4 protein-coding genes are annotated in these 2,832 nt (G+C 55.3%); all 4 read right to left on the bottom strand.

The features are described 5' to 3' along the window. Positions 1–1,317: PAS domain-containing protein (locus tag V6D20_04180; protein HEY9814990.1), on the bottom strand; the 1,317-nt coding region annotated here is incomplete at its 3' end. Positions 1,318–1,378: 61 nt separating this feature from the next. Beyond that, a complete protein-coding gene (locus V6D20_04175) occupies positions 1,379–1,774 on the bottom strand; it encodes a circadian clock KaiB family protein (protein HEY9814989.1) in 396 nt (131 codons plus the stop codon). A gap of 24 nt (positions 1,775–1,798) precedes the next feature. Next, the gene (locus V6D20_04170; protein HEY9814988.1) at positions 1,799–2,140 is read right to left on the bottom strand and encodes a circadian clock KaiB family protein; all 342 of its coding nucleotides are present in this window, start codon (positions 2,138–2,140) and stop codon (positions 1,799–1,801) included. A gap of 59 nt (positions 2,141–2,199) precedes the next feature. Next, positions 2,200–2,832 (bottom strand): ATPase domain-containing protein (locus V6D20_04165; protein HEY9814987.1); only part of this gene is annotated, 633 nt, incomplete at its 5' end.

The following is a 2,832-nucleotide window of genomic DNA, read 5'->3' as shown; positions in this document are numbered from 1 at the left end:
AGTGCTGATGCCAATGATGCGATCGCCATCTTTGAGGGGCCAGAAACTCTCGACCCAGGTGCGCTGTACACCGGGCTGGGCCGGGGTATCGCCGCTGATTTCTATGTTCAGCAGCGGTTCACCCGTTTCTAGAATCGGGCGCAGCATCGCTTCGGCCTGGTCAGCCAAGTTAGGCAATAGCTCTCGAATAGTGCGGCCCAGATGCGCCTTTATCGATAGCCCATTCATTTCCGCCAGCTTTTGGTTAACTCGCACAAAGCGCAGCTCCCGGTCTAGCACGTTGAGGCCAATGGGGGCCGACTGATAGATGGTTTCAATCTCGGCAAGCTGCTGCTGCAACTGCTCCTGTTGCGACTTTAGACTGGCCTCAAAGCGTTGGCGAGCGCTAATATCGGTCAACAGCACCACCGCCCCGAGCTGTTGGTTGTCTACATCCGCCAGGGGGCGAGCGCTGAGAATGAAACTTAAGTGCTGCCCCTGCGGAGTTTGCAGCTCGACCTCAAGCCCTTGAATGCGATCGCCCCCCAGGATAGTAGCGAGCGCAAAGGGAGCCTGAGCCCCCGCGCCAGGTTCAAGCGGGGTAATGTCTTGGTCCTCTGGGGACATCGATGGAGCCGCAGCAGACATGAGGCCTAATCGATCAAAGGGTTGCCCGAGCAGTTTTTGCCCCCAGAGTTCACAGGCCACCTGACTCGCCCGAATAATGATGCCATCGGCATCGCAGACGAGAATAGCCTCACCCGCCTGTTCTAGGATGAACCGAGATAGCCGCTCCGCCGCCAAGGTCTCTTCATGGCGTTTTTGCTGGGTGAGGTCGGTAATCACCACGCAGGTCATCAATGCTTCATTAACATTGAGTGAGCTGATCGTAATATAGGCCGGAATTTCAACGCCACTGGAGGAAATCAGAAACAGCTCCAGGGTATCGTTTTCCTTCTGGGCCGCTGCTCCCGTTCGCGATTGAAATAGCAGGCTGTCTTGCAGCGATAGAAACTGCTGAAAATGAGCGCCGATCAGGTGCTCTAGGGGCCGCTGTAACAAATCGGCCAGGCTTTGATTGCCGTATACGATCAACCCTTCAGCCGATAAAATGGCTGCGCCCTGCTGCATTTCTTCAACCAGCAGCCGATAGGATTGGTCAGCGGTTTGCAGGGTAAAAATGCGAGGCCCGTCTGAGGTCGAAACCACTAGCGCATCGACCTCGCCACTCTGGATCGCGCGCAGAGTATCTTCGCTGGCGGTCAGGCGATCGCGTAGGGACTGAATTTCGGCTAACAGCTCGGCTTTGGTTTTATCACTATCTCGTTCATTGCCCATAGGTCAATCCACAGAATGTGTTTTAGTTGGGGTTGTGACAGGCCTAGCCCTTCCCCAATCGTCACTCCTTCGGGATTAGGTCTAAGCCCTTCAAGACTTTTTCGGTGTCAGACAGGTCGCCCACAATGTGTCGCAGGGGCAATGGCAACTGTTTGACCAGCGTGGGAATCGCCACGATATTGTCGGCTCCGAGCGCCGACGGTGCCTGGTAGATATCAATGACCTCTAGCTCATAGCGCCCTTGCAAATAGGTTTCACAGAGAGATTTGAGCCGTTCTAGGGCCTGAATCGATCGCGGGGTGGCACCAGCCACAAACAACCGCAGGAGGTAGTGTTGCTGATCATCATGGGCGATCGCCTGCTCAAAACTAGCCGTTAGGGCATCGCTTTCCTCAGGCGACACAGCCTGGTCTGGGAGCAGATCGTTCATGGGGTCTTGGGGCAAGTCATTCACCATAACATTCACGTTGAGTGGTCACGTTTAAGGGTTGCTACTATCCATAGTTGCTTTGTTTCCTCCTGGCCGAATGTCAAGCCCCACAATGACTTTCTCTTGGTTAGATAAATCGCCAATAATTTGCCGAATTGGGGGAGGAAGTCGCCGTACCAGGGTAGGAATCGCCAAAATTTTGTCTTGCTGAGCCAGCTCTGGGTGCTGCAAGAGATCAACAATTTCAATGCGGTATTGATTTGGCATGTATTCCTCACACAGCCGCTTTAAATTGGCAAAGGCCGTCACTGATTTGGGGGTTTGCCCGGCGACATATAGGCGCAGTTGCCAGAGTTCGGGTTCCGCCTGGTTTGGTTGATTCGCTTGCGTCATGGTAGGGGTTCTCATAGTTTCAGGAGGGTCAGCAGAGAATTGAAACGCAACGGGTAAGGCTAGTCGGCCTGACGCAGCTGGGCGATGGTCGCTTGGTCGCGCTGCGCCCCGGCTGCGTAGAGACGCTCTTCTTCCAGGAGGTGCTCAAATTCGGTGCTTTCTGCCTCCAACTGGAGCTGGAGCATAGCCAGCTGAGTCTGAGTGGCCTGGCGCTGTTGTTCGAGCTGTCGCCGCCGAGCGGCCACCTGCTGCTGCCGCTCGACCCGCGCTTTGTCGTCGGCGACCTCCTGGATCGCCCGCGCTGTGCCCACCAAAACCTGCCCCTGTCCCAAATAGACGCTCACCAGCTCAATACCCTGGCTGGTGAGGCGAAACTCACGCACCTGGTTAGAATGGCTCATGCCGCGAGACTTAAGCACTTGCAGCAGTCGATTGCGTTCCCCATTGTGCTCAATAGAGCGCACTTCCAGCCAGGTATCCATTAGCGATGAGATGCCAACCTCGGTATGTTCCAGCGGCGTGCCAGCGGCGATTAAATTGGTCATTAATACGGTAATTTGCTGCGCCTTGAGGTGATCAATCAGCCGCATAAAGAACGATTTTGTTTGCAGCAGGCTGCCGGTCGAAGTCAGGTTGCTAATGGGGTCAATCACCACGGTGGTAGGGTGCCAGGCGCTGAGCCAGCGATGAAT

It is taken from the genome of Candidatus Obscuribacterales bacterium (assembly GCA_036703605.1).
GTDB lineage: Bacteria > Cyanobacteriota > Cyanobacteriia > RECH01 > RECH01 > RECH01.
Note: the sequence above shows the minus strand (reverse complement) of the source record. Positions and strands in the feature narration are given on the sequence as shown.

Excerpts from the sequence above, each read along its gene's own strand:
- V6D20_04175 (HEY9814989.1), bottom strand. The coding sequence starts at position 1,774 with ATGGTGAATGACTTGCCCCAAGACCCCATGAACGATCTGCTCCCAGAC.
- V6D20_04170 (HEY9814988.1), bottom strand. The coding sequence starts at position 2,140 with ATGACGCAAGCGAATCAACCAAACCAGGCGGAACCCGAACTCTGGCAA.